The organism is Diaphorobacter ruginosibacter, assembly GCF_040396215.1.
GTDB classification, from domain to species: domain Bacteria; phylum Pseudomonadota; class Gammaproteobacteria; order Burkholderiales; family Burkholderiaceae_C; genus Diaphorobacter_A; species Diaphorobacter_A ruginosibacter_A.
In genome coordinates, this window is record NZ_JBEBOW010000016.1 from 1 (window position 1) to 26,810 (window position 26,810).

At 63.6% G+C, this 26,810-nt stretch carries 25 protein-coding genes, 2 tRNA genes and 1 riboswitch; of the genes, 19 read left to right on the forward strand and 8 right to left on the reverse strand.

Going from position 1 to position 26,810, the window contains the following annotated elements:
• The first annotated feature begins 47 nt into the window (after positions 1-47).
• From uvrC to ABWP92_RS03860, 8 genes are all read left to right on the forward strand, one after another.
• Positions 48-2,054 (forward strand): excinuclease ABC subunit UvrC, encoded by a 2,007-nt coding sequence (gene uvrC, locus ABWP92_RS03825; RefSeq protein WP_353234058.1) that lies wholly within the window; start codon positions 48-50, stop codon positions 2,052-2,054.
• Between the two features lie 83 nt (positions 2,055-2,137).
• The gene (pgsA, locus tag ABWP92_RS03830; protein ID WP_353234029.1) at positions 2,138-2,710 is read left to right on the forward strand and encodes a CDP-diacylglycerol--glycerol-3-phosphate 3-phosphatidyltransferase; all 573 of its coding nucleotides are present in this window, start codon (positions 2,138-2,140) and stop codon (positions 2,708-2,710) included.
• A 304-nt stretch (positions 2,711-3,014) separates the two neighbouring features.
• On the forward strand, positions 3,015-3,287 hold the full coding sequence (locus ABWP92_RS03835) for an HU family DNA-binding protein (RefSeq protein WP_043387285.1): 273 nt from the start codon (positions 3,015-3,017) through the stop codon (positions 3,285-3,287).
• A gap of 14 nt (positions 3,288-3,301) precedes the next feature.
• A tRNA-Val gene (locus ABWP92_RS03840) sits at positions 3,302-3,377 on the forward strand.
• A gap of 319 nt (positions 3,378-3,696) precedes the next feature.
• Positions 3,697-5,610 carry a SurA N-terminal domain-containing protein gene (locus ABWP92_RS03845; protein ID WP_353234030.1) on the forward strand — a complete coding sequence of 638 codons (1,914 nt, stop codon included), beginning with the start codon at positions 3,697-3,699 and terminating at the stop codon, positions 5,608-5,610.
• Between the two features lie 106 nt (positions 5,611-5,716).
• A tRNA-His gene (locus ABWP92_RS03850) sits at positions 5,717-5,792 on the forward strand.
• Positions 5,793-6,344: 552 nt separating this feature from the next.
• A riboswitch (Fluoride riboswitch) is annotated at positions 6,345-6,407 on the forward strand.
• A gap of 93 nt (positions 6,408-6,500) precedes the next feature.
• Positions 6,501-6,884, forward strand: a complete 384-nt coding sequence (gene crcB / locus ABWP92_RS03855; protein WP_353234031.1) for a fluoride efflux transporter CrcB — start codon at positions 6,501-6,503, stop codon at positions 6,882-6,884.
• A 34-nt stretch (positions 6,885-6,918) separates the two neighbouring features.
• On the forward strand, positions 6,919-7,332 hold the full coding sequence (locus ABWP92_RS03860) for a VOC family protein (protein WP_353234032.1): 414 nt from the start codon (positions 6,919-6,921) through the stop codon (positions 7,330-7,332).
• Positions 7,333-7,357: 25 nt separating this feature from the next.
• Here the strand turns inward: ABWP92_RS03860 and ABWP92_RS03865 are convergent, their stop codons facing one another.
• The 5 genes from ABWP92_RS03865 to ABWP92_RS03885 are packed head-to-tail and all read right to left on the reverse strand — an operon-like array spanning position 7,358 to position 12,722.
• Positions 7,358-8,743, reverse strand: coding sequence for an MmgE/PrpD family protein (locus ABWP92_RS03865; RefSeq protein ID WP_353234033.1), 1,386 nt, complete (start codon positions 8,741-8,743; stop codon positions 7,358-7,360).
• Positions 8,728-9,510, reverse strand: coding sequence for an enoyl-CoA hydratase/isomerase family protein (locus tag ABWP92_RS03870; protein WP_353234034.1), 783 nt, complete (start codon positions 9,508-9,510; stop codon positions 8,728-8,730). The genes ABWP92_RS03865 and ABWP92_RS03870 overlap by 16 nt, the downstream gene beginning before the upstream one ends.
• A gap of 26 nt (positions 9,511-9,536) precedes the next feature.
• On the reverse strand, positions 9,537-10,697 hold the full coding sequence (locus ABWP92_RS03875; RefSeq protein WP_353234059.1) for an acyl-CoA dehydrogenase family protein: 1,161 nt from the start codon (positions 10,695-10,697) through the stop codon (positions 9,537-9,539).
• A gap of 29 nt (positions 10,698-10,726) precedes the next feature.
• Entirely contained in the window at positions 10,727-11,929 is a 1,203-nt protein-coding gene (locus ABWP92_RS03880; RefSeq protein ID WP_353234035.1) for a CaiB/BaiF CoA transferase family protein, read from the reverse strand.
• A gap of 10 nt (positions 11,930-11,939) precedes the next feature.
• Entirely contained in the window at positions 11,940-12,722 is a 783-nt protein-coding gene (locus ABWP92_RS03885; RefSeq protein ID WP_353234036.1) for a GntR family transcriptional regulator, read from the reverse strand.
• 8 nt (positions 12,723-12,730) lie between these two features.
• Here ABWP92_RS03885 and ABWP92_RS03890 point away from each other — a divergent pair, with 8 nt between their 5' ends.
• Both ABWP92_RS03890 and ABWP92_RS03895 read left to right on the forward strand, forming a co-directional pair.
• Positions 12,731-12,919 carry a hypothetical protein gene (locus tag ABWP92_RS03890; protein ID WP_353234037.1) on the forward strand — a complete coding sequence of 63 codons (189 nt, stop codon included), beginning with the start codon at positions 12,731-12,733 and terminating at the stop codon, positions 12,917-12,919.
• Positions 12,916-13,911 (forward strand): Bug family tripartite tricarboxylate transporter substrate binding protein, encoded by a 996-nt coding sequence (locus tag ABWP92_RS03895; RefSeq protein ID WP_353234038.1) that lies wholly within the window; start codon positions 12,916-12,918, stop codon positions 13,909-13,911. The genes ABWP92_RS03890 and ABWP92_RS03895 overlap by 4 nt, the downstream gene beginning before the upstream one ends.
• 132 nt (positions 13,912-14,043) lie before the next feature.
• On the opposite strand, the gene ABWP92_RS03900 is transcribed toward ABWP92_RS03895, so the two are convergent.
• Positions 14,044-14,298, reverse strand: a complete 255-nt coding sequence (locus ABWP92_RS03900; protein WP_353234039.1) for a hypothetical protein — start codon at positions 14,296-14,298, stop codon at positions 14,044-14,046.
• Here ABWP92_RS03900 and ABWP92_RS03905 point away from each other — a divergent pair.
• The 6 genes from ABWP92_RS03905 (at position 14,297) to kdoO (ending at position 21,518) form a co-directional block, all read left to right on the forward strand.
• Positions 14,297-14,728, forward strand: coding sequence for a YXWGXW repeat-containing protein (locus ABWP92_RS03905; RefSeq protein ID WP_353234040.1), 432 nt, complete (start codon positions 14,297-14,299; stop codon positions 14,726-14,728). The genes ABWP92_RS03900 and ABWP92_RS03905 overlap by 2 nt on opposite strands.
• Before the next feature lie 217 nt (positions 14,729-14,945).
• Positions 14,946-16,121, forward strand: coding sequence for a glutamine-hydrolyzing carbamoyl-phosphate synthase small subunit (gene carA, locus ABWP92_RS03910; protein WP_353234041.1), 1,176 nt, complete (start codon positions 14,946-14,948; stop codon positions 16,119-16,121).
• Complete coding sequence (gene carB / locus ABWP92_RS03915) at positions 16,121-19,366, forward strand: carbamoyl-phosphate synthase large subunit (RefSeq protein WP_353234042.1); 3,246 nt, start codon at positions 16,121-16,123, stop codon at positions 19,364-19,366. The genes carA and carB overlap by 1 nt, the downstream gene beginning before the upstream one ends.
• A 244-nt stretch (positions 19,367-19,610) precedes the next feature.
• Positions 19,611-20,087: a transcription elongation factor GreA gene (gene greA / locus ABWP92_RS03920; RefSeq protein ID WP_353234043.1), complete on the forward strand. Its 477-nt coding sequence runs from the start codon at positions 19,611-19,613 to the stop codon at positions 20,085-20,087.
• A gap of 33 nt (positions 20,088-20,120) precedes the next feature.
• Entirely contained in the window at positions 20,121-20,534 is a 414-nt protein-coding gene (locus ABWP92_RS03925) for a DUF4149 domain-containing protein (protein ID WP_353234044.1), read from the forward strand.
• Between the two features lie 99 nt (positions 20,535-20,633).
• Positions 20,634-21,518, forward strand: a complete 885-nt coding sequence (gene kdoO / locus ABWP92_RS03930) for a Kdo hydroxylase KdoO (RefSeq protein ID WP_353234045.1) — start codon at positions 20,634-20,636, stop codon at positions 21,516-21,518.
• A gap of 85 nt (positions 21,519-21,603) precedes the next feature.
• On the opposite strand, the gene ABWP92_RS03935 is transcribed toward kdoO, so the two are convergent.
• Both ABWP92_RS03935 and ABWP92_RS03940 read right to left on the reverse strand, forming a co-directional pair.
• On the reverse strand, positions 21,604-22,329 hold the full coding sequence (locus ABWP92_RS03935; RefSeq protein ID WP_353234060.1) for a glycosyltransferase: 726 nt from the start codon (positions 22,327-22,329) through the stop codon (positions 21,604-21,606).
• A 120-nt stretch (positions 22,330-22,449) separates the two neighbouring features.
• On the reverse strand, positions 22,450-22,923 hold the full coding sequence (locus tag ABWP92_RS03940) for a YhbY family RNA-binding protein (RefSeq protein WP_353234046.1): 474 nt from the start codon (positions 22,921-22,923) through the stop codon (positions 22,450-22,452).
• Between the two features lie 118 nt (positions 22,924-23,041).
• Here ABWP92_RS03940 and ABWP92_RS03945 point away from each other — a divergent pair, with 118 nt between their 5' ends.
• From ABWP92_RS03945 to folP, 3 genes are all read left to right on the forward strand, one after another.
• Positions 23,042-23,701 carry an RlmE family RNA methyltransferase gene (locus ABWP92_RS03945; protein ID WP_353234047.1) on the forward strand — a complete coding sequence of 220 codons (660 nt, stop codon included), beginning with the start codon at positions 23,042-23,044 and terminating at the stop codon, positions 23,699-23,701.
• Positions 23,702-23,876: 175 nt separating this feature from the next.
• Entirely contained in the window at positions 23,877-25,796 is a 1,920-nt protein-coding gene (gene ftsH / locus ABWP92_RS03950) for an ATP-dependent zinc metalloprotease FtsH (protein ID WP_353234048.1), read from the forward strand.
• Positions 25,797-25,912: 116 nt separating this feature from the next.
• A complete protein-coding gene (gene folP, locus ABWP92_RS03955; RefSeq protein ID WP_353234049.1) occupies positions 25,913-26,758 on the forward strand; it encodes a dihydropteroate synthase in 846 nt (281 codons plus the stop codon).
• Positions 26,759-26,810: the final 52 nt, after the last annotated feature.

Here is a 26,810-nt window from a genome sequence, read left to right on the forward strand (position 1 = left end):
CCGTGTTTTCGGGCGTGATCTGGGATGACAATACACCCATGTCGCCCATGTCCTCAGAATCGCCCGAACTACCCGAGTCGTCTTCCGCTGGCGCCCATTCCGCCGAATTGCTGGCGCAGGTGGCCGCGCTGCCGCCGCTGCCCGGCGTCTACCGCTATTTCGACGCGCAGGACGCGCTGCTGTACGTGGGCAAGGCGCGCAATCTGAAGAAGCGCGTCTCGAGCTATTTCTCCAAGAACCACGGCGGCACGCGCATTGGCCACATGGTCGGCAAGATCGTGCGGCTGGAGACCACGGTGGTGCGTTCGGAGGCGGAGGCGCTGCTGCTTGAAAACAATCTCATCAAGTCGCTCAACCCCAAGTACAACATCCTCTTTCGCGACGACAAGAGTTATCCGTATCTCAAGATCACGGGCGTTGCCGCGAAGGACGGTTCGGGCAGCGCTCCCGGCCAGAAGTATCCGAGGGTGGCGTATTACAGGGGGGCGGTGGACAAGCGCCACCGCTACTTCGGCCCGTACCCGGGCGCCTGGGCCGTCAAGGAAACCATTTTGCTGCTGCAGAAGGTGTTTCGCCTGCGTACCTGCGAGGACACGGTTTTCTCCAATCGCACGCGGCCCTGCCTGCTCTACCAGATCAAGCGCTGCACGGCCCCGTGCGTACAGTTGATTTCGCCCGAGGCGTATTCCATCGACGTGGCGCACGCCGAGGCCATGCTGCGCGGCGAGACGCAGGAGCTGCTCGGGCAACTGGAGGCACGCATGATGGCGCACTCCGAGAAGCTGGAGTTCGAACAGGCCGCGGAAGTGCGCAACCAGATCACGGCGCTGTCACGCGTGCTGCACCAGCAGGCCATCGAAACGGTCTCCGACAAGGACGTGGACATTCTCGCGGTGAAGGTGCAGGGTGGCCGCGCCTGCGTGAACCTGGCGATGGTGCGCGGCGGCCGCCACCTGGGCGATCGCGCCTATTTCCCGACGCACGTGGACGACGCGGCGGCCGTCTATCGCCGCGAATCCGATTCCGACGACGAGGATGCGAAAGAGGACACCGCACCGCAGGAGCGCTCGGTGGCGCGCCAGGTGCTCGAGGCCTTCATCGCCCAGCACTATCTGCACGTGCCCGTGCCGCCCACGTTGCTGGTGAGCGAGCCGGTCGAGGACACGCTGCTCGATGCCCTGAGCGAGGAGAGCGGCGTGCGCGTTCATGCCGTGCACCAGCCGCGCGAGCAGCGGCGTGTGTGGCTGGAGATGGCGCAGAAGAACGCCGACATCCAGCTGGCGCGGCTGTTGTCGGAAGAGGGCTCGCAGCAGGCGCGTACGCGGGCCTTGGCGCAAGCGCTCGACCTGGAGGCCGAGAACCTGGACCAGCTCACGATCGAATGCTTCGACATCTCGCACACCGCAGGCGAATCGACCCAGGCATCGTGCGTGGTCTTCCATCACCACAAGATGCAAAGCGGCGAGTACCGCCGTTTCAAGATTGAAGGCATCACAGGAGGCGATGACTACGCCGCGATGCGCCAGGTGCTCACGCGGCGCTACAGCAAGGTCGCGCAGGCGCAGCGCGAAGCCGGCGGCGCCGAACCCGCGCCAGGCCAGGCCCGGCTCCCCGACCTGGTGCTGGTCGACGGCGGCAAGGGCCAGGTGAGCATGGCGCGCGAGGTCTTCGAGTCGCTGGGGCTGGACATCTCGCGCATCGTCGGGGTCGAAAAGGGCGAGGGCCGCAAGGTCGGGCTCGAGGAACTGGTGTTTGCCGACGGCCGGGACAAGATCTATCTGGGCAGGGACTCCGCGGCGCTGATGCTGGTTGCCCAGATTCGCGACGAGGCGCACCGCTTCGCCATCACCGGCATGCGTGCGGCGCGGGCCAAGGTGCGCGTGGGCGCAAGCCGCCTGGAGGACATCCCCGGCATCGGCCCCAAGAAGCGTGCCCGCCTGTTGCAGCGCTTTGGCGGCGTGCGCGCGGTGGAAGACGCCAGCGTCGAGGATCTGGCCTCGGTGGAGGGGATTTCGCGCGAGCTCGCAGAGGAGATTTACCGTGCGTTACGCTGAGCCGGGCTGTTTTGGCGGAGGCTACGGCAGTAGCGTCCTGCAATTGCCAGCAGGGCTTTGTTTTGCATGACACAATCGGCCCCATGTTTTTCACCATCCCCACCATAATGACCTGGACGCGCATTGTCGCGATCCCTCTGATCGTGGGGGTGTTCTCCGCACCGCTGGAGCCGGCCACGCGCAACCTGATCGCAACGGTGATGTTCATCGCGTTTGCGATCACCGACTGGCTGGACGGCTATCTCGCCCGCAAGCTCAACCAGACCTCGGCATTCGGCGCATTCCTTGATCCCGTGGCCGACAAATTCCTGGTCTGCGCCTCGCTCCTCGTCCTGGTGCATCTCAACCGTGCGGGCGTTTTCGTCGCATTGATCATCATCGGCCGCGAAATCGCCATCTCCGCCCTGCGCGAATGGATGGCGCAGATCGGCGCAAGCAAAAGCGTCGCCGTCCACATGATAGGTAAACTAAAAACAACGGTTCAGATGATTGCCATTCCCTTTCTGCTGTACGACGGCGTACTGTTCGGCGTCATCGACACCGGCGTATGGGGAACATGGCTGCTGTGGGCCGCCGCCATCCTGACAGTCTGGTCCATGGTCTATTACCTGCGCAAGGCGCTGCCCGAAATACGTGCGCGCGTTGTCAAGCAGTGAGTGTCAACCCTGGAGGATGTGTTGCGTTCACGTCAACATGCGTTGAGGCTTCCGCGCTTTGCATGACAAAAGCTGTATTGATCGAAATAAGCGGCTACAAATGCGACTAGAATTTGCATCCATGTTGTTGCTAAGCGGGCGTCTGTATTGACACTCGCAGAAGTGATAGCTTTAATCTGGAGCAGCAATCTGTCGAGAGTTCAGGCAACCTCTTGCCTTGATGAGCTTCCGCAAAGCGCGGATGGTAAATGTCTCCAGATCTGCAATAACGAAATTCCTTCCACTCATTTGCGAGAGGTTCCTTGTGAATAAAACCGAACTGATTGAGCATATTGCTAACAACGCTGACATCTCCAAGGCTGCTGCTGCACGCGCGCTGGAATCGACGATCGACGCGGTCAAGAAGACGCTGAAGAAGGGTGGCACGGTGTCGCTCGTCGGTTTCGGCACTTTCGCTGTGGGCAAGCGTGCTGCACGCACCGGCCGCAACCCGCGTACCGGTGATACAATCAAGATCAAGGCAGCAAAGGTGCCAAAGTTCCGTCCAGGCAAGGCGTTGAAGGATGCCCTGAACTGACAGGTTGAAAGAGGGGGTGCTTAGCTCAGTTGGTAGAGCGGCGCCCTTACAAGGCGTAGGTCAGCGGTTCGACCCCGTTAGCACCCACCACTGGATCCCCTTCAAGAATGAGCGCCCGGAGAAATCCCGGCGCTTTTTTCTTTTCCCGCGCCTGTTTGTGCGATGCGGGACAGGCGATGATCCGCCCGGTTGCGCCAGTCCATGCTGTCTTAAGCCCCGCCAGGGCGGGCGAACACTCTCACGCAGTAGTCGAAAAGGTACAATCGCCCGATTGCCGTCCAGAATGGGCGGCAAGCTTCGTGGGTGAATGCCGCAAGTGCTTGATCCACCGCGCATTTCACCACCCCGCCCGAGCAAAGGCGAACTGGATGTTCGCCTTTTCTTTTGTTGCCAGAAAGATTGACTGAACATGTTTGAAGCCATCCGCACGCACTCGAAGATAGTGATGTTCGTGCTGGTCTTGCTGATCGTTCCTTCCTTCATCCTCGTTGGCGTGAACCAGAGCTATTTCACCGAGAAGAGTCCCGTAGTGGCTCGCGTGGACGGCAAGGACATCACGCAGGCCGATTGGGATGCAGCCCATCGCCAGGCCAGCGACGCCTTGCGTGCCCAGAACCCGGGCATCGACAGCAAGCTGCTTGATTCTCCGGGCGCCAAGTATGAAACGCTTGAACGCATGGTGCGCGACCACGTGTACGAAACCGCTGCCCGCGACATGCACCTGGCGACCACCGATGTGCGCCTCGCGCGCGAACTGCAGAAGATTCCGCAGATCGCCGCATTGCGCAAGCCGGACGGGACGCTGGATGCGGAAGGCTACCGCGCCCTCGTAGGCAGCCAGGGATTGACCCCTGAAGGGTTTGAGAACCGGGTGCGTTACGATCTATCGGTCAATCAGGTGATGGGCGGCGTGCTCGCGTCCTCGTTCAGCACTTCACCCGAAGTGAAAATGGCGATGGACGCCATATGGCAGGGCCGAGAGATCCAGATCGCGCACTTTGATGCGAGCGGCTACACATCCAAGGTCAATGCATCCGATGCGGACGTGGAGGCGTTCTACAAGGCCAATCCGGCGCGCTTCCAGCAAGGCGAACAGGCAAACATCGAATACGTCGTGCTGGACTTGAACGCGGTCAAGTCCACGATCGCTCTGAATGAGGATGACCTGCGCACCTACTACAAGGAAAATCTTGAACGCCTGTCCGGCAAGGAAGAGCGCCGCGCCAGCCACATCCTGATCACGGTGTCCAAGGATGCGCCGGCCGCCGACCGCGAAAAGGCCAAGGCCCAGGCGGAATCCATTCTGGCCGAGGTGCGCAAGAACCCCGCAAACTTTGCGCAAGTCGCCAGGAAGGAATCGCAAGACCCGGGCTCCGCTGCGTCGGGCGGCGATCTTGGATTCTTCACGCGCGGCTCCATGGTCAAACCATTCGAGGAAGCCGCGTACAGCCTGAAAAAGGGCGAGATCAGCGACATCGTGCAGTCCGACTTCGGCTATCACATCATCATGCTGACCGATATCAAGACGCCGCCGCGTCCGTCGTTTGAAGAACTGCGGCCCAAGCTCGAAGCCGAACTGAAGGAGCAGCAGGCGCAGCGCAAGTTTGCCGAAGTGGCCGAATCCTTCTCCAACACGGTCTATGAACAGGCGGACAACCTGAAGGCCGTCGCCGAGAAATTCAAGCTCAAGCTGCACACTGCCGACAACGTGACGCGCGCCCCCGCTGCCGATGCCAAGGAGGGTCCGCTGGCCAACCCGCGCTTCCTCGAAACCCTGTTCTCTGCCGACTCGATCCAGAACAAGCGCACGACGGAAGCCGTCGAAGTGGGCAACAGCATGCTCGCTGCCGGCCGCATCGTGAGCTACAGCCCCGCCATGACCGTGCCGTGGGAACAGTCCAAGGACAAGGCCAGGAGCCTGTTCATCGCGGACAAGGCCGCGGAAATGGCGCGCAAGGATGGCCAGGAAAAGCTTAACGCATGGAAATCAGCCCCCGCATCGGCGACGGGTCTGTCCGCTCCGGTCGTTATCTCGCGCGAACAAACCAACGGCCAGCCGCGCGCGGTGATCGACGCCGTTCTGTCCGCGCCGATCGACAGCTTGCCATCGTGGGTCGGCATAGACCTGGGCGCTTCCGGCTATGCCGTGGCAAAGGTGAGCAAGATTGTTCCCCGCGCTCCCCAGGACGCAGCCACGAACCAGAAGGAGCTGCAGCAGTACACCCAGCTCTGGTCAAGCGTGGAGGCGCTGGCCTACTTCGACTTGCTCAAGCAACACTACAAGGCCGAGATCAAGGTCCCGCGCCCGGGCGCTGACGATTGAGGCGCAGTCGATGGCGGGAATGCCGGAGCCGAAATGAAATCTGAAAAATTTCGGCACTCCTTCAATTGACCTCAAATATCGCGCTATAATCTCTTTCTACGCTACGGTGGCTGTAGCTCAGTTGGTAGAGTCCAGGATTGTGATTCCTGTTGTCGTGGGTTCGAGCCCCATCAGCCACCCCAGATAAAAAACGCGCTATAGCTTACAAAGTTATAGCGCGTTTTGCTTTTTATTCCCATCATGGAATTTGAGCTCTCAAAGAGCTTTGCGAGGAAGCTCGCTCGAACGGTCGTAAGTTGCAGCTGTCGCCGCGGGGTTGGCGTGCATGTCGGGCAGTACCCCAGTCATCTTTTTGTGTTCCGTGGCGTAGTAGGCTCGCAGGTCGTGGAAGGTGAATCTCTGTTCGATCATCTTGCTTGCGAGCGCGGCGTCCATTAACCGGCCCCATATTGTCCTGAAGCCTGATTCTGAGTATGGATTGCGGTCTTTGGCGCACGGAACACTGCGCCCAGCGGTTTGGATCCTGGCAGCGTGCGCATCCGGCCCAGCATCTCCCGCAGTGCGGTTCCCATGAATACCAGTTCGCGCCGCGGTTTGCCAGGGCGCTCGCCCTCTTGCGATACACGCGCAGGTACTCGTTGATGTCGGCTGGCATCACCTTTGCTACCACGCTCTTGGCCCGCACCTTTTCCTGGGACTCATCGGTGCGGCCCGGCCCGGCTGGTAGAATACGATCGTGTGATGGGAATGGAGCTTCCCGACAACTGCCCGCAAGGGCTGATGGCTCCTGCTGCATGGGCGCATTGCGCCTGCTTGCGGTAGGTGCCCCATGAACCCGCCGCCGGCGGGTTTTTTGTTGCCCACGTTTCTTGACCAACGAGGGCAACATGATGGAATTTCTTCTTGTATTTGTGGGTGGCGGGATTGGATCGGCGTTGCGCCACGGTATCAATCTCGTTTCGCTGCGGCTTCTGGGCGCTCAGTTCCAGTATCCGCTGGGCACGTTCTGCATCAACGTGGCGGGTTCTTTTCTGATGGGCCTGGTGATCGAGTATGGAGCGCTCAGAAGCGGGCTGCCGCAGCATGGCAGGTTGTTCCTGACGACCGGGATTCTTGGCGGCTTCACCACCTTCTCGACCTTTGCGCTGGAGATCGGGCTGTTGAACTCCAGGGGAGAGACCGCCGCTGCCGCGCTATATGCCATGGGATCGGTGGCGGTGGGTCTGGGCGCTCTGTACGCGGGGATGTCGCTCGTGCGGGCGCTATCGGCCTGAATGGCCCATGTTTCGGTGTTATCTTCGCCGCACCATGCAAAGTCTATTTCATCTCGCTTACCACGTCACCGATCTTGACGAGGCCCGCAGGTTCTATGGCGATGTCCTTGGCTGCAAGGAGGGGCGCAGCACCGAAACCTGGGTGGATTTCAACTTTTTCGGCCACCAGATTTCTCTGCATCTGGGAGAGCCTTTTCCCGTCACCAATACGGGCCGGGTGGGCAGCCACATGGTGCCGATGCCGCACCTTGGCCTGGTACTGCTCAAGCCTGACTGGCAGGCGCTCGCCGATCGACTGAAGGCCGCTGGAACCCGGTTCGTGCTGGAGCCCCAGGTGCGTTTCGAGGGTGAGCCCGGCGAACAGTGGACGATGTTCTTCCGCGATCCCTGCGGCAATCCCATCGAGGTGAAGGGCTTTGCCAGCTGGGAGCGGGTGTACGAACACTGAGATGCTGAGCGCGGGCGCCGCACGCTCAGGCGTGCAAGCCCGCATCGGCGCGGTTGCGGATGCATCGCCACACCGCGTCCAGAACAGGGTCGAGCAATGCGCGTGCATTGGCGGCCGGGTCGGCCTGCAGCAATTGCCGCGCGCTGTCCCCGGGGGCCTGAACGCCGCTGAGCCGTTCGCAGTCCTGCCACTTTTCCATGAACTCGGCGTTGCCGGGCGGGTCCTGCAGCGAGCCTGGCGCCCAATCGACAAGAACCGAGCCGATTCCTGCGATGCTCACGCGGACAGGGGCGCTGTCCAGCGCTTCGGGCGCGCCGGTCCGTTCATGCACATGGATGTGCTGCATGGCCTGCACGACGTGGGCGCGCTGGACGGCATGATCCGTGAAGGTGGACAGGCCGACACGCGCGTCGATCCAGGCGCTGGCTGCGCAGTAGGGCGCGCTGAACTTTCCCTGGAGTCCGGTTTGCGGCGTGGGGTATTGCAGGGGGATCGTGCCCCCTGGCGGAAATTCAACGTCGATGCGCGGCATTCTTTCGGGATCATGCGAATGCCCGCCGGCTTCGCCGCGCAGTTTCAGGATGCCGGCAATCATGCGGTGGGTGAGATAGCAGCTTGGATAGCGCTTGATCTCGAACCCCGGATCCAGCACGGCCCAGGAGCGGCCATCGCCGGAAAAGCGGGGCGGCAGCAGCGGCTCGTTGCCCGTGTAGGCGCGCGCGAATTCGGCCATTGCGCCAGCGGCGTTGGCGGTGGCTCCGGCGCGGGCGAGGGCCACGGCACGCAAGGCGGCGCTGGCCGCGAAGCCCACATGCAGCGGCTTGGTGTCGGTTCCGAAATTGACGCGAAGTCCGCAGGCTGAACTGGCCGCGATGGCGAGCGCCGTGCCGGCCTGCCCGATCGGCAATTGCAGCAGATGCGCAGCCGCCGCGGTGGCGCCTATCGCCCCCAGCGTGCCGGTGGCGTGAAAGCCGAGCTCGTAGTGCCCGAAGCCCAGCCATGCGCCCAGCCGCAGCATGATCTCCGTGCCGACCAGATGCGCGGTCAGCAGATGGTCCATGCGGACTGGTTGATCGCATTGCTCCAGTTGGCAAAGCAGGGCGGAGATGACGGGGGCGCTGGGATGGCAGGTGGCGAGCATGCACACGTCGTCATAGTCGAGCGCGTGCGAAGCCGTTCCAAGAACCAGGGCCCGGTCGGCCGCGGTGTCGCCGGCGGCCGTCGATGCGGCGGCGGTGCATGGCTGGCGGGATCCGCCGATGATGCAGGCCAGCGTATCCACCAGGGCGCGCTGTGCATGCCGCAGGGCGTCGGGCGGCACTTCGTGCGGCTGGCGGAGATAGATCTGCTCCCAGATACGTGCAAAGAGCCCGGCCTGCCCGGCGGCGTCCGCTCTTACTGCTGCGTCCATTGCGGCTCCCGTTTCTCGTTGAATGCGCGGATGCCTTCAAGGCGATCGGGGCCGCGCACCAGCATGTTGTGATGCGCCAGGTCGAGCGCATATCCGGCGCGGAAATCGGTGTCCGCGCCATGCTGCAGCGTAAGCTTGGCGCTGCGCACGGCCTGTGGAGCGGCGCGGGCGATCTCACCGGCGAGCTCCAGCGAGCGCGCCAGGTGCCCGCCCGCTGCAACCAGCTCGTTGAAGATGCCCCAGTCAAACGCGGTCCGCGCGTCTATGCGCATGCCGGCATACAGCATCTGCTTGGTCTTGCGCACGCCGATGGCGCGCACCAGGTTCTGCATGCCGCCGCCGCCCGGCAGAAATCCGCGCCGGCTCTCGGGCAGCGCGAGGTCAGCGGTGGCATCCGCGATGATGAAGTCGCACATGAGTGCGAGTTCGAGGCCGCCGCCGTGCGCGATGCCGTGCAGCGATGCGATGACGGGGCGCGGAAAATCACGGATGGCGAGCAGCACGTCCTCGATGAGCTGATGCTGCGCGGACCATTGCGCATCGGTCATGCCGTTGCGCTCCTTGAGGTCGCCGCCCGCCGAGAAAGCCCGTTCTCCGGCGCCCTGGATCACCACGCAGCGCAGGGCGCTGTCGTAGGCCAGTTCACGAAACAGCGCCCACAGCTCCTGCCACATCTCGGTGTTGAATGCGTTGAGAACGGCGGGGCGGTTGAGCGTCACCAGCGCCACGCCCGGGCCGGCCTGGCGTTCCACGATCAGGGTGTTCATGTCGGTTTCCTTGTGGGTTTGCCCGCTCAGTACGAGCGCGGCATTTGCAGCACGTGCTGCGCCACATAGGCGAGCACGAGGTTGTTGGAGATGGGGGCGGTGCGGAACAGGCGCGTTTCCTTCCACTTGCGCTCGATGTCGTATTCGGTCGCCACGCCGTAGCCGCCGAACGTGGTCATCGCGGCTTCCGCAGCCTCCCATGATGCTTCGGAGCACAGGTACTTGGACATGTTGGCTTCCGCGCCGCAGTGGAGTCCGTCGTCGAACATCGACGCGGCCTGATTGCGCATCAGCTCGGCCGCGCACAGGTTCATGTGCGCCTTGGCGATCGGAAACGCCACGCCCTGGTTGCTGCCGATGGGCCGGTCGAACACCACGCGCCCGGTGGCATAGGCGCGCGCCTTGTCAATGAACCATTTGCCGTCGCCAACGCATTCGCTGGACACCAGCAGGCGTTCCGCGTTCAGCGACGAGAGCAGGTATTGAAAGCCCTTGCCTTCCTCGCCGATACGCCATGCGTCCTCGACCTCGAGGTTGTCGATGAACACCTCGTTCGTGTGATGGTTGAGCATCGTGTTGATGGTGCGAGGCTCCAGGGATTTTCCGGCTTTCTTGATGTCCACGAGGAACAGGCTCAGGCCATCGGTCTTCTTCTTCACATCCTCGTAGGGCGTGGTGCGCGCCAGCAGCAGGTACATGTCGGACTGGCGAAAGCGCGAGGTCCAGATCTTCTGCCCGTTGATGACGTATCCCCTGTTGACCTTGCGCGCGAACGTCTTGATCTTCAAGGTGTTGGAGCCGGCGTCGGGCTCGGTCACGCCGAATGCCTGCAGTCGCAGGCTGCCGTTGGCGATGCGCGGCAGCACCGCCTGTTTCTGCGCCTCGCTGCCGTGCTGGAGCACGCTGGCCATGGTGTACATCTGCGCGTGGCAGGCGGCGCCGTTGCCGCCCTGGCGGTTGATCTCCTCAAGGATCACGCAGGCGTCGAGAAGGCCCAGGCCCGAGCCGCCGAACTCCTCGGGGATCAGGGCGGCAAGCCATCCGGCCTCGGTCATCGCATCGACGAACTCGGTGGCGTAGCGCTGCTCCTCATCGCATTTTCGCCAGTAGTCATCCCCAAAGCTGGCGGCCAGGCCGCCGACGGCGGCGCGGATTTCCTGTTGGGTGTCGGAGTAACGGAATTCCATGAGATGTGCTTTCTTCTGTGTGGTTTCGCTCACGCGATCTGAATGATGTCCTGGCTCGCCAGGCGCTCGATTTCATTGGCCGGCATCCCGCAGGAGGCGAGCACTTCGCGCGTGTCCTGCCCGATGCGCGGGCTGATGTGACCGGCGAATTCGCGCACCCCGTCAAAGCGCATGGGCGAGCCGATGGCGCACAGCGTGGCTCCGTCGCCGTCCGCCCCGACCGGAAAGTCTTCGGCGATGCCGAGTGCCCGCACCTGCTCATCGGCGGTGACCTGCGAGAGGTTGTGCACCGGGCTGACGGGCACGCCGCGCGACTGCAGGCGCTCGATCAGTTGCGCCACGCTCAGGCGCCGCGTGGTGGCTTCGAGCGTGTCGTGCACCAGCTCGCGGTGGGCCACGCGCATGGCGTTGGTGGCAAAGCGCTCGTCCTCGCGGAGCGCGCCGAGTTCGAGCGCCGCCAGCAGCTTGTGGAACAGGCGGTCGTTGCCGCAGCCGATGAAGGCTTCGCCGTCGGCGCATTCGAACACTTCGTAGGGCATCAGCATGGCGGTGGCCGACCCCATGCGGCGCGGCAGCTTGCCGCTGGCGCTGTAGTTGGCGATGGGGTTGGTCATCCATGCGATGCCGGTTTCCAGCAGCGATGTGTCGATGCGGCAGCCCTCGCCGCTGACGTGGCGCTGCGAGATGGCCGCCGAGATGGCGAGGGCCGACCACAGGCTGGTGCCGATGTCCACCATCGACACGCCCACGCGCGCGGGCGGCAGGCCCTCATGGCCGTTGACCGACATGATTCCGGCATAGGCCTGGATCAGCGGGTCGTATCCCGGCAGGCCGGCCATCGGTCCGACGTTGCCGTAGGCGCTGATCGCGCAATAGATCAGGCCCTTGCATAGCGGCGCCAGGTGTTCGTAGCCGAGCCCGCGCTGCTCGGCGCTGCCGGGCTTGAGCGAATGCACCACGACGTCGTTGTCGCGCAGGAGCGAGCGGAACAGCGCCTGGCCCTCGGAGTGGTCGAGATCGATGGCCACGCTCGCCTTGCCCCGGTTGAAGGTCGCGTAGGTGGGCGACATGGCCTTGCCGATGTTGGGCGCCCAGTGGCGCGTGTCATCGCCCGCGCCGGGCCGCTCGATCTTGATGACTTCGGCGCCCAGGTCGGCGAGAACCTGGGTGCAGTAGGGGCCGGCAACATTCTGCGTCAGGTCGATGACGCGCTGTCCTTGCAATGGTTTCATTGGCTTTTTTCTAGTTGTGCTGGGCATGCGCGTGCGGATGGGCGATGCCGTGGTGCAGGGTGACCGAATACTCGAATCGCCCCGGCGGGTGATAGGTGTCCGACATTTCGAGCACCCGGTGATTGATGTCGAAGTACCAGCGGCGGATGCGCAGCAGCGGTTCGCGCAGCTCGCAGCGCAGCAGGCGGCTCTGGCCGGCATCGGCAACGGTGGCGCCGATGACCTGGCGCACCTCGTTGACCATGAGCTTGTGCAGTTTCTGGACTTCCATGAATACCGGCATGCCGCTTCTGCGCGACGCGGCGATGGCTTTCCTGCTCTCGCTCGGAACCCAGACGGAGGACAGGCCCATCGGTACGCTTTGCCCGTCGGCCATGCGCAGCGTGATGGCGTGACACCAGGGGTCGCCCACTTGCGCTTCGAGCATCTCGGCCTCGGAGGCATTGAGCTGCACGTCTTCCACCTCCAGCGTCTGCACCGAGGTGTTGCGCGCGTAGTAGGCCAGCTCCGAAATGTTCTGCAGCGACTGCGAATAGCCAGGAGCCGCTCGCCGCCGGATCACCCGTGTGCCCACGCCTTGCTGGCTGGCAACCAGGCCCATCTGCTGCAGATCGGCCAGAGCGCCGCGTACCGTGTGGCGGCTGACGCCGAACATCGATTGCAGTTGCGCCTCGGTCGGCAGCAGGGTGTTGACCGTCCATTGCCCCTTCTTGATGGATTCCACGAGCTGATGCAGCACCAGGCTGCGCTTGGTGGCGGGGGCGGACGAATGCGTGGTTTGTCTGATAGCCATGATCAATCATGTTGTACGAACAAGTGTCCCGGCAGGCGGCGTTGCGCGGTTTCGTGGATAACCCTTTCTTGTATGGCATTGTCCGTACAACGCAGGGTTATCCAGCAGCGGCGGGAGGGCTCGATCTTTCGATACTCACGGTTGAAACACAGCGCGCACCGATGCGCGCAGAACCCATGAAAGCGGAGTCGAAATGAGCTCACCGATGATCCATCGCCGCCAATTGCTTCAACTGGGAGCAGGCCTCTCTCTGGCGCACATGCTGCCCGCGGGAGCCGCCGCGCCATGGCCTGCCAAGCCGATCCGCATCATTGCCGGGCAGGCGCCGGGCTCGTCCAACGATTCGACGGCGCGTGCGCTGGCGGACTACTTTTCCCAGAAGCTGGGCGTTGGCGTGATCGTGGAGAACAAGCCGGGTGCGCTGGGCATGATCGCTGCCGAAGCGGTAGCGAGATCCGAGCCCGATGGCTACACGCTGCTCATGTCCCTGCACAGCCAGCCCGCTCAGGCGCCCGTGCTGCTCAAGCGCATGCCGCTTGATCCGGACAAGGACCTGCTGCCCGTGGCGGCAATGGGAGTGGGGCCGGTCACCGCCGTGGTGAACAAGGACTTTGCCCCCAGAACCCTGGCGGAGGTGATCGCCTACGCCAAGGCCAGGCCGGTGAACGTGGGCAACTATTCCATCGGCTCTGGCTGGCAGATGATGCTCGAGCAACTGGCCAAGGACACGGGCGCGCAGTTCAACGTGGTGCATTACAAGGGAACCGGCGCGATGCTGCTGGACCTGTATGCCGGCACCGTGGACATGGGCGCGGGCTCGCTGGCGGGCGTGGGCGGTGGCATCGACAAGGGCGCGATCCGGCCGGTTGCCATCGTCACCGGCGAGCGCTCCAACAAGCTGCCGGGCATCCCCACGTGGGCCGATGCGGGCTTCATCGGCCCCGTCTACCAGGACTTGACCGAGTGCAACATGCTGTTCGCTCCGGCGGGAACGCCTCAGGCGATCACTTTACGGCTGGCGGAACTGGTGAGCCTTTCCGTCAGCGAATCGGCGCGCGTCCAGTCGGTACGCAATACGCTGGGCGCAGAGGACACGCCACTGGTGGGTGATGCCCTTAAGCAATATATCGCGCGGACCTGGGCTGCCTACCGGAAGGTGACGCGGGAGATGAGGATTTCCGTGGGGTGATGGCAGCCCGAGGGGTTGTAAGAGCTGCTAACACGACCCAGCAAACCGAAGGTTTGCGATCGAGACGAGGCGCGAAGCCGCAGGCAGTACAAGCGTACGACAAGGCGAAGCAACGACGTATCGAGGGTTGTGTTAGTGGCTCCAGATGCTCGAATGCTCATGAATGCAATCAATACCGCATTCTGAAGCAGCCCGTGAGGTGCGGTAAATCGTGATTTCTTGCGCCATGTCGATAATCGGAATCGTCTTATTTACTGCGTGCGCCGCACTTGCGATGATGGGCCGCTTCCGCGCGCCCGCCGTCCATCTTCCAGCCGGACGGGCATGAATTCTCAATGCCTTGGGGCGTGCGGCTTCCATCACCGTTTTATGGAGGCTTGTCTTCATGGAGGCACGCACTGAACCCACCGCGCTTTCGCGCGCGCCCGGGAACGCATTTTCACCATCGCGCCGATTGCGGCATGCCTTGCTGCTGGGCTTGTGCGCCATTGGGCTGGCCGGCTGCTTCGGCGGCGGCGGCGCGCCGCTGAAGGCGGGCGCGCTCATGCAGGCGCAGGAACTGGGCGAGGTCGCCATCACCAACGTGGCGCCGCCGCCGGACCAGGAGCCGCCGATGCAGGCGGGGCGCGCGGACATGGTCTGGGTGGATGGCTATTGGGACTGGTCCGGCCGGCGGCACGTCTGGCGGCGCGGGCGCTTCGAGTGGGCGCGTCCGGATTATGTCTACAAACGGCCCCGCTGGACGCTCAATGCCAGTGGAATGTGGGTGCTGGACAGGGGCGGATGGCAGCGCGCACCGGCCGCTCCAGAGCAGTGAATGGGCGTTTCCAACGGGCGCTTCTTCCCGCCCGGCGGCGCTCCGTTGGCCGAGACGGGCGGCTCTCAGGGTTAATCCTCAAGCGCTATAATTAGCGGCTTTCCAGAAATCAGTCGCCCGGCCGCATCAAAGCAACTTAATTCAACGCAGCAGTCCGCAGGATGTCAACGAACGTCCAGCAGGCTCCCGGGCGACCCGTAACCATTCGGAGAACCCAGTGCTTTTGTCTCTCAAGGGAACCTTCCCATCCGCCATCCTGGCGCTCGCAGACGGCACGGTCTTTATTGGCGATTCGATCGGTGCCACCGGCACCACGGTCGGTGAAGTGGTGTTCAACACCTCGCTCACCGGTTATCAGGAAATTCTCACGGACCCCAGCTACTGCCAGCAGATCGTCACTCTGACGTACCCGCACATCGGTAGCTACGGCGTGAATTCCGAAGACGTCGAAGCCGACAAGATCCACGCCGCCGGCCTGATCATCAAGAACCTGCCGCTTCTCGCAAGCAACTTCCGCTCGCAGGAAAGCCTCAGCCAATACCTCATCCGCGAAAAGACCGTGGCGATCGCCAATGTCGATACGCGCAAGCTCACGCGGCTGCTGCGTGACAAGGGCGCGCAAAACGGCGCCATCATCGGACTGGCGGCCGGTGAAGCGGTCACGGATGCACGCATCGCCGAAGCCGTCGCCGCCGCCAAGGCCGCTCCCGGCATGAACGGCCTGGATCTTGCAAAGGTGGTCTCCACCGCCAGCAGCTACACGTGGGATCAGACAGAGTGGGTGCTGGGCGAGGGCTATGGCAAGCAGGCCGAGCCGCGCTTTCATGTGGTGGCATACGACTATGGCGTGAAGTTCAATATCCTGCGCATGCTGGCCGAACGCGGCTGCAGGCTCACCGTGGTCCCGGCGCAGACGCCGGCCAGGGATGTGCTGGCCATGAACCCCGATGGCGTGTTCCTCTCCAACGGCCCCGGCGATCCGGAGCCATGCGATTACGCGATTGCCGCGGTCAAGGAGATCGTCGCCGCCGGCATGCCGACCTTCGGCATCTGCCTGGGCCACCAGATCATGGCGCTGGCCGCCGGAGCCAGGACCTTCAAGATGGCCAACAGCCACCACGGCGCGAACCATCCGGTGAAGGATCTGGACACGGGCCGCGTGAGCATCACCAGCCAGAACCACGGCTTCGCGGTGGAGATGGAGTCGCTGCCCGAGAGCCTGCGCGCAACGCACGTCAGCCTGTTCGACGGCACGCTGCAGGGGCTGGAGCACAAGGACAAGCCCGCGTTCTGCTTCCAGGGCCACCCCGAGGCATCGCCCGGCCCGCAAGATATCGGATACCTGTTTGACCGCTTCACGGCATTGATGGCCAAGGCCAAGGAGAACAAATAATGCCAAAGCGCACAGACCTCAAGAGCATTCTGATCATTGGCGCCGGCCCGATCATCATCGGCCAGGCCTGCGAGTTCGATTACTCCGGCGTGCAGGCCTGCAAGGCGCTGCGCGAGGAAGGCTACCGCGTCATCCTGATCAACAGCAATCCCGCGACGATCATGACCGACCCGGCGACCGCCGACGTCACCTATATCGAGCCGATCACCTGGCAGACGGTCGAGAAGATCATCGCCAAGGAGCGTCCCGACGCGATCCTGCCGACCATGGGCGGGCAGACCGCGCTGAACTGCGCGCTCGACCTGTGGCGCAACGGCGTGCTGCACAAGTACAAGGTGGAACTGATCGGCGCGACGCCCGAGGCCATCGACAAGGCGGAAGACCGCCAGAAGTTCAAGGAGGCCATGACCCGCATCGGCCTGGGCTCCGCGCGCTCGGGTATCGCCCACACGATGGAGGAGGCCTGGGCTGTGCAAAAGCAGGTCGGCTTCCCCACGGTGATCCGTCCCAGTTTCACGCTGGGCGGCACGGGCGGCGGCATTGCCTACAACTCGGAAGAGTTCGAGACCATCTGCAAGCGCGGCATCGAGGCTTCGCCGACCAATGAACTGCTGATCGAGGAATCGCTGCTCGGCTGGAAAGAGTACGAGATGGAAGTGGTGCGCGACACCGCGGACAACTGCATCATCGTCTGCTCAATCGAGAACCTCGATCCCATGGGCGTGCATACTGGCGACTCGATCACCGTGGCGCCCGCGCAGACGCTGACCGACAAGGAATACCAGATCATGCGCAACGCCTCGCTGGCGGTGCTGCGCGAGATCGGCGTGGACACGGGCGGCTCCAACGTGCAGTTCTCGGTGAACCCGAAGGACGGCCGCATGATCGTCATCGAGATGAATCCGCGCGTGTCGCGCTCGTCGGCGCTGGCATCCAAGGCGACGGGTTTCCCGATCGCCAAGATCGCCGCCAAGCTGGCCGTCGGCTACACGCTCGACGAACTCAGGAACGAGATCACCGGTGGCAAGACCCCCGCGTCGTTCGAGCCCTCCATCGACTACGTGGTCACCAAGATTCCGCGTTTCGCGTTCGAGAAGTTCCCGGCCGCCGACAACCGCCTGACCACGCAGATGAAGTCGGTGGGCGAGGTGATGGCCATCGGCCGCACCTTCCAGGAGTCCTTCCAGAAGGCCCTGCGCGGCCTGGAAGTGGGCGTGGACGGCATGAACGAGAAGACCCAGGACCGCGAGATCCTGGAGAAGGAACTCGGCGAGCCCGGCCCCGACCGCATCTGGTATGTGGGCGATGCATTCGCCGCGGGCTGGACGCTCGACGAAGTCCACAACATCACCAAGATCGACAAGTGGTTCCTGGTGCAGATCGAGGAGATCGTGAAGATCGAGCTCGACCTGGACAAGCTGTTCGAGGAGCAGGGCGACAAGGCGCTGGCGTCCCTGGATGCTGCAACGCTGCGCATCCTCAAGCAAAAGGGCTTTTCCGACCGTCGCCTGGCCAAGCTGCTGCACACCACCGACAAGGCCGTCCGCGATGCGCGCCATGCGCTGAACGTGCGCCCGGTCTACAAGCGCGTGGACACCTGCGCGGCGGAGTTCGCGTCGAACACTGCCTACATGTACTCGACCTATGACGAGGAATGCGAAGCGCAGCCGACGGACAAGAAGAAGATCATGGTCCTGGGCGGCGGACCGAACCGCATCGGCCAGGGCATCGAGTTCGACTACTGCTGCGTGCATGCGGCCATGGCCATGCGCGAGGACGGCTATGAATCCATCATGGTCAACTGCAACCCCGAGACGGTCTCGACCGACTACGACACGTCCGACCGCCTGTACTTCGAGCCGCTGACGCTGGAGGACGTGCTGGAGATCGTGGCCGTTGAAAAGCCTGCTGGCGTGATCGTGCAGTACGGCGGCCAGACGCCGCTGAAGCTGGCGCTGGGCCTGGAAAAGGAAGGCGTGCCCATCGTCGGCACCTCGCCCGATTCGATCGATGCGGCGGAAGACCGCGAGCGCTTCCAGAAGCTGCTCAACGATCTGAAGCTGCTGCAGCCGCCCAACGCGACGGCGCGCACGGAAGAAGAGGCGCTGCAGCATGCATCGGCCATCGGCTATCCGCTGGTGGTGCGCCCCTCCTACGTGCTGGGCGGCCGCGCGATGGAGATCGTGCACGAGCAGCGCGACCTCGAGCGCTACATGCGTGAAGCGGTCAAGGTGAGCAACGACTCGCCCGTGCTGCTGGACCGCTTCCTGTCCAATGCCATCGAATGCGACGTGGACTGCGTGCGCGACAGGACAGGCGCGGTGTTCATCGGCGGTGTGATGGAGCACATCGAACAGGCGGGCGTGCACTCCGGCGACTCGGCCTGCTCGCTGCCCCCGTATTACCTGTCGGCCGAGACGGTTGCCGAAATCAAGCGGCAGACCGCCGAAATGGCCCATGGCCTGAATGTGGTTGGCCTCATGAACGTGCAGTTCGCGATCCAGGAACGCGATGGCAAGGACGTGATCTACGTGCTCGAAGTGAACCCGCGCGCATCGCGCACGGTACCGTTCGTCTCCAAGGCCACCGGCATCCAGCTCGCCAAGGTGGCGGCTCGCTGCATGGTGGGCGACACGCTGGCGCAGCAGGGCGTGACCAAGGAAGTGACGCCGCCTTACTTCAGCGTCAAGGAGGCGGTGTTCCCGTTCGTGAAGTTCCCCGGCGTTGACACGATTCTCGGCCCCGAGATGAAATCCACCGGCGAAGTCATGGGCGTGGGCAAGACCTTTGGCGAGGCCTTCGTGAAGAGCCAGATGGGCGCGGGCACCAAGCTGCCGACCGAAGGCAAGGTATTCATGACGGTCAAGAACAGCGACAAGCCGCGCGCCGTCGCCATCGCCAGGGAGCTTGCCGCCATGGGCTTTACGCTCTGCGCTACACGCGGCACGGCGGCGGCGCTGACCGAAGCGGGGATCGAGGTCCAGACGGTGAACAAGGTCACCGAGGGCCGCCCGCACATCGTGGACATGATCAAGAACGAGGAAATCGCCATGGTGATCAACACCGTGGAAGAGCGCCGCAACGCCATCGCCGATTCGCGCGCGATCCGCACCAGCGCGCTGCTTGCCCGCGTGACCACCTTCACCACGATCTTCGGCGCGGAAGCGGCCGTTGAAGGCATGAAGCACATGCAGAATCTGGACGTCTATTCCGTCCAGGAACTGCATGCGCAGCTTGGCGCCTGACGCGCCCGCCGCTGCCCCGGGAACGCAAATGCGTTCTCTGAGCATGGCAGCGGGTTTTGGGGGCTGACATCCGGCGCAAAACCGGCATAATGCTCCCGTAACGAAAGACCGCCGCACGGCAACGCGCGGCGGTTTGCTTTTGGGGCGATCCGCGCGCAATCCCGGAAGGAATCACTGCGTCCGGAGAGCCCGGCGAAACCGGCGCCCTGATGCGCCAAACGAACAGATCTACGGAGTCGGAACCATGGCCACCATTCCCATCACCAAGCGCGGCTCGGAAAAGCTCAGGGAAGAGCTCAAGCGCCTGAAGACAGTCGAACGTCCCTCTGTGGTGCAGGCGATCGCGGAAGCACGCGCGCAGGGCGATCTGAGCGAGAACGCCGAATATGAGGCGGCCAAGGATCGCCAGGGCTTCATCGAAGGCCGTATCCTCGAGATCGAAGGCAAGCTCTCGGCCGCGCAGATCATCGATCCGTCCACGCTGGATGCCGGCGGCAAGGTGGTGTTCGGCGCGACGGTCGATCTGGAGGATGAGGATTCGGGCGATCCCGTGACCTATCAGATCGTCGGCGAAGACGAGGCGGACCTGAAGCAGGGCCTGATCAACGTCTCCAGCCCGATCGCGCGCGCGCTGATCGGCAAGGAAGAGGGCGATACGGCCGAAGTGCAGGCGCCGGGCGGCGTGCGCCGCTATGAAGTGGTGGCCGTGCGCTACCTCTGACGCTATCTCTGAATTCCCGACGAAGAGCAGTCCATGTACGAGCGCTTGTCCGTCTTCGCCGCGGCCCTTTGGTGGGGCAGCCTGACATCCATCGGCTTTCTTGCGGTGCCGATGCTGTTTGCCCACCTGCCCAACCCGACCCTGGCGGGCAACATGGCGGCCAGGCTGTTTGCGGCGCAGACCTGGGTTTCCGTGGCCTGCTGCGCCGCATTGCTGCTCCTGAGCAAGCGCCGCCATGCCGAGCGGCCCGAGGCATGGGCCCAGGCAGGTCTGGCCCTGGTGATCGGCGGCATGCTGCTTGCCCTGCTGGTGCAGTACGGCGTTTCTCCGCGTATAGTTGCCCGGCAGAACCTGAAGCTGTGGCACAGCGTCGGGACGGCAATGTACGCCGCCCAGTGGCTCTGCGCGGCGGCTTTGCTCTGGCGGCTGGGCAGGCGCGAAAAGTAACCCATGCGGGCACTGGCGAAAAGAGTTTGAGGCTCCTCCGGAGCCGTCGCATTTGCAGATCACACCCTGTGCAGGGTTGCGTATTGGATGGCGATGAACATGCAATCTCAAATTGTCGAAGTGGAAGGCGGCGACTGGCGTGAACTGTCGTCGGGCGCAGGGTGGACCGCCGCCGTGGAAGCCGGCAAGGTGCTTTATTTTCCGAGCCTGGGCTTTGAGCTCAGGCCCGGCGAGCGGGCGCTCCTGCGCCCTGAAATACGCGACCCGAAGTCGCGCAACATCAGCCTGAATGTGGATGGGACGCTCAAGGGCGCGGCGGGTGACGAGGCCACGCAGCGGCAGGTGGCGGAGATGATCGGCCGTTTCCGCGAACAGGCGGTGTCGCTGATCACCCGGCTGTTTCCCCAATATGCCCAGGTGATGCGCCTGGCGCCCACCAGCTATCGCCCGATGCAGGTGGAAACGCGCGCGCAGTCCTGGCGGGCGGATGACCGGCGCATGCATGTGGACGCATTTCCCTCGCGCCCCAATCATGGCGAGCGCATCCTGCGCGTGTTCGCCAACGTGAACCCCGAGGGGGCGCCGCGCGTGTGGCGGGTGGGCGAGCCGTTCGAGGATGTCGCCCGGAAATTTCTCCCCCGCGCCAAGCCCTATGTGCGCTGGCAGGCCAGGGCGCTGCGGGCTTTGCATGTGACCAAGTCGCTTCGCAGCGAGTATGACCATCTGATGCTGCAGTTGCACGATGGCATGAAGGGCGATCCCGCATACCAGCAGGACGCGCCGCAGGAGCGGGTGGAGTTCGCCGCCGGATCGACGTGGATCTGCTTTTCCGACCAGGCCGTTCATGCCGTCATGTCGGGGCAGTACATGCTCGAGCAGACGCTGTTCCTGCCGCCCGGAACGGAATATGACCCCGACGCGAGCCCGCTGGCGATCCTGACTCGCATGAAGGGACATGCTCTGGTGGATTCCCCGGGCCGTTGAACCCGGCGGCGGCGTGCCGGTGAACAACGGCGCCGGCCGCTTATGCCGGCGGTCGCCCAGCCGGGCAGCCGACCAATTTGAATGGCTAGTTGCCCCAGGCCCTGGCAACCCAGAGCGCTGGCTCGATGTGGCGGAACCTGCGGTTGCTGCGGCCGGCCAGGGCATCCGGCGGATTGCATTCGCCGTGAAAGATCACGATGCGCGCGTCCCTGGGCGGCAGCGGCTCCTTCCAGAAGTTGCCGGGCCAGGCGGGAATGCAGTGGTACTTGAAGCTGGGGCACCAGGCGGCGGGCCAGTACGAGAGCTTGCCTTGTGCGTTCAGGAAGTGCGAGAGGAATTCCTGTTCGTTGCGGTATTTCTCGCGCATCTCCCGGGAGTGCGCGCGGAAATGCGCGAGCACGTCCGCATGCGCCCCCAGCTCGAACCGGTAGACGGAGGAATTGCCGACGATGCGCCTGCCGTTGGCGCGCCAGAACCGCGGGTAGTCCTTGATGATCAGGAACTGTCCCGGTTGGGTGAAGAAATCGTCCAGGCTGCCGACGATGACCACGTCCAGGTCGAGGAACAGGGCCGTGCCGCGAAGGCCGTAGAGATCGGCCTCGAAGGTGGTCAGCTTTTTCCAGGCACGGTCAGGCTCGCCGGGCGCGAGATTGATGTTGATGTCCGGAATCGGATGGCATTGCACTTCGGCGCGGATGCCCCTGGCATCGTCGGTCAGGCAGACGAAATGGAAGTCGCCGCTCAAATGGCGGCGCACCATGTCATAGAGCCGGTTGACGTATTCGGGCCCGTATTTCGTGCCCCATTTCATGCACAGAATGTGACGTTGCGGTGAAGTGGCCCGGGCGGGGGCGGATGGCACGTTGTCGTGCGTGTGGTCGATCGGCATGGAGGCGATTGTGCGACGGGTGAATCAATCAATCCTTACGGATTAATCAAGGCGTCCCTTTTTCACCGATTTTTGCTTGGGCTTGGCGCGCTTGACCTGGCCTCCGGCGGTCAGGCGCTGGTTGCCGAGCACCCGGATCTGCTTGACCTCGGGCTTCTGGCCTCCTCGCGAGCTGTACTTGAGCACCTTCACGTCGCGCGGGCCCGGCATGCGGGATTCATCGATGGACTTGGCCTTCTCGGGCTGCGGGCGCCACAGCACCAGCAGCTTGCCGATGTGCTGAATAGGCGCGGCGTTCAAGGTGTCGGCCAGTTGCTGGTACATTTCTTCACGGGCTGCGCGGTCGTCGCCATGCACGCGGATCTTGATCAGGCCGTGGGCATTGAGCGCCGCGTCAATCTCCTTTTGCACGCCGGGGGTCAGACCATCGCCACCGATCATGACCACGGGGTCGAGGTGGTGCGCATTGGCGCGGTGTTCCCGACGCTCGGTCGGAGTGAGTTGAATTTGAGGCATAACCCGTATTATCTCAATGAGTAGGCGGTTTGCGTGCCGAAGCAAGGATTCCGCATGCGCCGGCAGGCCCATCGAGGCCGTCTATTGCCGGGCAAGGCGCCGGAAGACCGGAAAACATATGAAAGTTCAAACCAAAAGCAAGAAGGTCAACAAGGCGTGGCTCAATGACCACGTCAACGACCCGTACGTCAAACTGGCCCAGAAAGAAGGGTTTCGCGCCCGCGCGGCCTACAAGCTCAAGGAAATCGACGAGCAGCTCCACCTGATCCGCCCCGGCGACGTGGTCGTGGACCTGGGCTGCACGCCGGGCGCGTGGAGCCAGTACGTGCGCCGCCGCCTCTCGCCCACGGGGGCGGCGGCCGGCGCGCTCAACGGCACGATCATCGGCCTGGACATGCTGCCCATGGAGCCGATCGAGGGCGTTCAGTTCATCCATGGCGACTTCCGCGAGGAAGACGTATTGCGCCAGTTGCAGGAGGCCGTGGGCGGCCGCCCGGTGGATGTGGTGGTGTCCGACATGGCTCCGAATCTCTCGGGCGTGGATTCGGTGGATGCGGTCCGCATTGCGCACCTGATCGAACTGGCGGTGGATTTTTCGGTGAACCACCTCAAGCCTGAGGGCGCGCTGGTGGTGAAACTGTTCCATGGCAGCGGATATTCGCAATTGGTACAGTTGTTCAAGAACACGTTCAAGGTCGTCAAGCCGGTCAAGCCCAAGGCCTCGCGGGACAAATCGTCAGAGACTTTTCTGGTCGGAATGGGGTTGAAAAACACCTGAAAGCATTTTCGAGGGTGTCCGGGCGCACTTTTTGAGCGTTGTCCATTGCCCGCAGTGGGGTAAATCGGATAGGTATTCCCGTTGAAATGCCTAAAATAGCCCCCACCTGCACAACAACGTGCCATGGCTGTGACACGTCGTGAACGTTGAATATTTTTAGAATCTGGAGCTCCGCTTGAACAATCAGTGGTTTTCAAAAGTCGCCGTATGGCTCGTGATCGCCATGGTGCTGTTTACGGTGTTCAAACAGTTTGACACCCGTGCCGGCGTGGCTGCGGGCACGGTGGGCTATTCGGACTTCCTGGCCCAGGTCCGGGATGGGCGCGTCAAGTCCGCCACCATCCAGGAAAGCCCCGGCGGCACCGAGATCGTGGCCGTCACCAGCGATGATCGCAAGATCCGTACCACCGCGACCTTCCTCGATCGCGGCCTGGTGGGCGATCTCATCAACAACAACGTGAAGTTCGACGTCAAGCCACGCGAGGAAGGCTCGCTGCTGATGACCCTGCTCGTGAGCTGGGGTCCGATGCTGCTGCTGATCGGCGTGTGGGTGTACTTCATGCGGCAGATGCAAGGCGGAGGCAAGGGCGGGGCGTTCAGCTTCGGCAAGTCCAAGGCCCGCATGCTCGACGAGAACAACAACACCGTCACGTTCGCGGACGTGGCCGGCTGCGACGAAGCCAAGGAAGAAGTCAAGGAAGTGGTGGACTTCCTGAAAGACCCCAACAAGTTCCAGAAGCTCGGCGGACGCATCCCCCGCGGCCTGCTGCTGGTCGGCCCTCCGGGCACCGGCAAGACGCTGCTGGCCAAGTCGATCGCTGGCGAGGCCAAGGTGCCGTTCTTCTCGATCTCGGGTTCCGATTTCGTCGAAATGTTCGTCGGCGTGGGCGCGGCCCGCGTGCGCGACATGTTCGAGAACGCCAAGAAGAACGCGCCCTGCATCATCTTCATCGATGAAATCGATGCCGTGGGCCGCCAGCGTGGCGCGGGCCTGGGCGGTGGCAACGACGAGCGCGAGCAGACCCTCAACCAGATGCTGGTGGAGATGGACGGCTTCGAGACCAATCTCGGCGTGATCGTGGTGGCCGCCACCAACCGTCCGGACATCCTGGATGCGGCGCTGCTGCGGCCGGGCCGCTTCGACCGCCAGGTGTATGTGACGCTGCCCGATATCCGTGGCCGCGAGCAGATCCTGAACGTGCACATGCGCAAGATCCCGGTCGGGCAGGATGTGAACCCGGCGATCATCGCCCGCGGCACGCCCGGCATGTCCGGCGCCGACCTGGCGAACCTGTGCAACGAAGCCGCGCTGATGGCTGCGCGCCGCAATGCGCGCACCGTCGAAATGCAGGATTTCGAGAAGGCCAAGGACAAGATCATCATGGGCCCGGAGCGCAAGACCATGGTCATGCCCGAGCACGAGCGTCGCAACACCGCCTACCACGAGGCCGGCCACGCGCTGATCGGCAAGCTGCTGCCCAAGTGCGATCCGGTCCACAAGGTGACGATCATCCCGCGCGGCCGCGCGCTGGGCGTGACGATGAGCCTGCCCGAGCAGGACCGTTATTCCTACGACAAGGAATTCATGCTCAACCAGATCGCCATGCTGTTTGGCGGCCGCATCGCCGAAGAAGTGTTCATGAACCAGATGACCACCGGTGCGAGCAACGACTTCGAGCGCGCCACGCAGATCGCACGCGACATGGTGATGCGCTACGGCATGTCCGAGGCGCTGGGCCCGATGGTCTACGCCGAAAACGAGGGCGAGGTGTTCCTGGGCCGCTCGGTCACGAAGACCACCAACATCAGCGAGGAGACGATGCAGAAGGTGGACGTTGAAGTCCGCCGCATCATCGACGAGCAATACAGCCTGGCGCGCAAGCTGATCGAGGAAAACTCCGACAAGATGCATGCCATGGCGAAGGCGATGCTCGAATGGGAAACCATCGACGCCGAGCAGCTGGATGACATCATGGCGGGCAAGCCGCCGCGCCCCCCCAAGGACTGGACGCCACGCACGCCTTCCGGCGGTGGCGACAATCCAGGCGGCGGCACGCCAGCGGTCACGTCCGATCCGTCTCCCACGGCAGCCTGAGGAAGGCAGCCATCTTCCAGCGCAGTCAACGGGGCCCTCGCGGCCCCGTTGGCTCGTTCAGGGCTGAAGCGCATGGCCGCGCAGCCGAATTCCACGCTCATCGAGGAGCCTCGCGCATGCAATGGCAGACCAGCCGTTTTCTCATTGATCTGAACCGCCCCAAGGTGATGGGAATCGTCAACGTGACGCCGGATTCGTTCTCCGATGGAGGCAGTCACGACAGCGTCCCGGCGGCGCTGGCGCATTGCGAGGCGCTGCTGGAGCAGGGCGCGGACATTCTCGACATTGGCGGCGAGTCCACTCGACCGGGAAGCCCGGCCGTACCTCTTGAGGTGGAGCTGGCGCGCGTGATTCCCGTCGTCAAGGCGGCAAGCGCGCTGGGCGTGCCGCTCTCGGTCGATACCTACAAGCCCGAAGTGATGCAGGCCTCGCTCGACGCGGGCGCGGACATCATCAACGACATCTGGGCGCTGCGGCAGCCGCGCGCCCGCGAGGTGGTCGCCGCCCATCTCCGCTGCGGGGTCTGCCTGATGCACATGCACCGCGATCCGCAAACCATGCAGCAGCAGACCATGACGGGCGACGTCGTCGAGGAGGTGCTGGGCTTCCTGGCCGAGCAGGCGGATGGCCTGCGGAAAATGGGCGTGGCGCGCGAGCGCATCGTGCTGGATGCCGGCATAGGCTTCGGCAAGACGGTGGAGCAGAACTTCGCGCTGCTCGCCCGCCAGGATGCGCTGCGGCAATCCTCCGGCCATGCATGGCTGGCCGGCTGGTCGCGCAAGTCCTCGCTGGGCGAAGTTACCGGGCTGCCGGTGGACCAGCGCCTGGGCGCCAGCGTCGCCGCTGCGTTGCTCTCCGTCGAGAAGGGGGCGGCAGTGGTGCGCGTGCATGACGTGCGCGACACGGTGGCGGCGTTGAAGGTATGGGATGCGATGCGCGCGCAGGAGCGTCCAGCGGATTGAATACCGGGTGAGAACAATCGGATGCCAATTTCACGTGGAGATGCTTCATTGG